Origin of the sequence: Streptomyces sp. sk2.1 (assembly GCF_008120935.1) — a bacterium.
GTDB lineage: Bacteria > Actinomycetota > Actinomycetes > Streptomycetales > Streptomycetaceae > Streptomyces.
Genome location: NZ_RDBO01000202.1, coordinates 1 through 2,344, shown reverse-complemented (window position 1 = coordinate 2,344; position 2,344 = coordinate 1). Strand labels below are relative to the sequence as shown.

Genomic DNA, 2,344 nt, shown 5'->3' with positions numbered 1-2,344 from the left:
GTCGGTGCCGTGCATCGCCCGCTACATGTTCCGCACCATGGAGATCCACCAGGCGCTGCCCGCGCTGCTCACCGTGGTGCTCTCGTGGGAGCTGCTGCTGATGGGGGAGCTGTTCCCGGTCCGCATCGTGCACGACGGCTACGACAGCCACAGGGGGCTGTCGTAGCCGTCGTGCACGATGCGGACCGGGAACAGCTCCCCCATCAGCAGCAGCTCCCACGAGAGCACCACGGTGAGCAGCGCGGGCAGCGCCTGGTGGATCTCCATGGTGCGGAACATGTAGCGGGCGATGCACGGCACCGACATGCTCACGAAGCCGATGGCGCGCAGCAGCAGCGGGATTCCGGCCAGGAAGGTCACCCCGCCCACCAGCACGTTCGTGTAGTGGCCGAGCAGGAACGGTCCGATCGCGGTGACCACGAGCAGCAGCCAGTGGGCCACGAACATCCCGACGGCGACGGCCGGCCCGCGCAACCGCCCCACCACCCGCCGCCGGTCCGCCCCGGGCACGAGCAGGAAGGCGAACGCCGCCACGATCAGGGGCAGCGTCACCAGCAGCAGGAAGGGGGCCGCCAGCAGTCTGACCACCCCGGACGCGAGCCAGTTGCCGAGCCAGTTCATCAGCGCGACGTCGTGGGCCACCGACTGGGGGATCTCCACGAGCATCGCGATCGAGACGCCGAACCAGAAACGGGTCAGCTGAATCCCCTGGACGAGCCGGTCGTCCAGGATCCGGTCCTCCGGCGGCTTCAGGTAACGCTCGACGATCTCCCGGTCCTGCTCCATCAGCGCCACGGCCGCCCCCGTCCCCCTCCGGTCCGCGGGGACCCCCTCCCCGCGCCCCTGTCCCCCTGCGCCGGAGGAATCCCGGCACCGGCAAGGGCGAACATCTTGCCAGGAAGTCCCTTGGTGCGACAGGGAGTCGACAGGAGGTACCGGGGCGCGCATCGAGGCGGGGCGTACCGGGCGGGACGCGCGTCAGCCGACCGGGAGGGTCTGACCGGTACGGGGCTCCTCGACGCCCAACCGCCTTGCACAGGAACGCTGTTGCACGACCGCCAGACCCGCGACCGCCGTCCCCAGCACCAGCCATCCCACCGGACCGGCCGCCATCACCGCACCGGTCAGCAGCGGCGGGCCCGCCGACTTCTGGACGGACTGCGACATCCCGGCCGCCCCCAGGTACGCGGCACGGGCGTCCTCGGGCGCGAGCAGGACCGCCAGCTCCCACGAACTCACCGACCGCATCAGCTCCGCCAGGGTGACCAGCAGCGCCGCGGCGAGCAGCAGGGCCGCGGCCGCCCAGGTGCCGACCAGGGCCGCCGCGGCCAGGCAGCCGCAGCACACGAACGTCAGGACCCCGTACAGCAGCACCGCCCGCGTCGCCCGGCGCGGCCCCTCGGCACGCTTCGACACGCCCAGTTGGAGCGCCACGACCAGCACGGTGTTGATGACGAGGAAGGCCGGTACGAGGGCGTGCGGCGCGGAGGTGCGCTCCACCAGCCACAACGGCAGGCCGACGGCGAGGATCGAGTCGTCGAGGTTCATCGGGATGTCCAGGAGGACGAACCCGAGGTAGCCGCGGTCCCGCCACGGGCCGGTCCTGCGGGCGGGGGCCTCGCGCCCACCGTCGGCAGAGGCCCCGCGCGCACCGGCGGCGGGGGCCTCGTGCCCGCCCCCGGCGGGAGTGACGCGTCCGCCGTCGGCCGGGGCCGCGCTTCCGCCGGCGCCCGGGGCACCGGACCGTGCCACCTCGACGGTCCTCTCCCGCGCCTCGTCCGTGCGCCACACCAACACCGCGGCCACGACGAACGACAGCGCGTTGCCCAGGATCAGGGCCCGGTAGGCGTCCGTGGTCCCCACCGCCAGGCCGATCGCCGCTATCCCGGCGCCGACGCCGTAGCCCGCGTTGGCCGCGCTGCGCGACAGCGCCTGGTAGGCGGCGCGCCGCTCGCCCGCGGTCCGGGTCGCGAACAGCATCTCCAGGGTCTTCGCCGCCCGGTCGCCCACGTAGGTCACGGCGATGACGGGAAGCAGCGCGCCGAAGTCCGCGCACATCAGCACCAGACCGAGGGTCACCAGCCTGAGCAGGTGGCAGCCGATCAGCAACGGGCGCACCGGGAACCGCCCGGCGAGCCGTCCGGCCAGGGGCGAGCCCGCGATGCCCGCCACCCCGGCCGTGCCCAGCAGCACGCCGATCTGCTGGGCGCTCAGCTGGGTCACGAAGGTGAGGTAGAGGACCGAGGACGCGGCCCACAGCCCCGAACCGGTGCGGTCCACGGCCAGGGCGAGCAGCATGATCCGCGCGTTGCGGCCGCCCGGCGGATTGCGCAACTGGGCCGAC

The 2,344-nt window shown here is 73.3% G+C and carries 2 protein-coding genes; both read right to left on the bottom strand.

Annotated elements, in window-relative coordinates; genetic code table 11:
• Nucleotides 1–138: 138 nt before the first annotated feature.
• A complete protein-coding gene (locus EAO76_RS42445; RefSeq protein WP_148841552.1) occupies nt 139–795 on the bottom strand; it encodes a hypothetical protein in 657 nt (218 codons plus the stop codon).
• A 183-nt stretch (nt 796–978) separates the two neighbouring features.
• Nucleotides 979–2,344, bottom strand: a 1,366-nt coding sequence (locus tag EAO76_RS42440; RefSeq protein WP_316248419.1) for an MFS transporter, incomplete at its 5' end; no start/stop codon positions are given.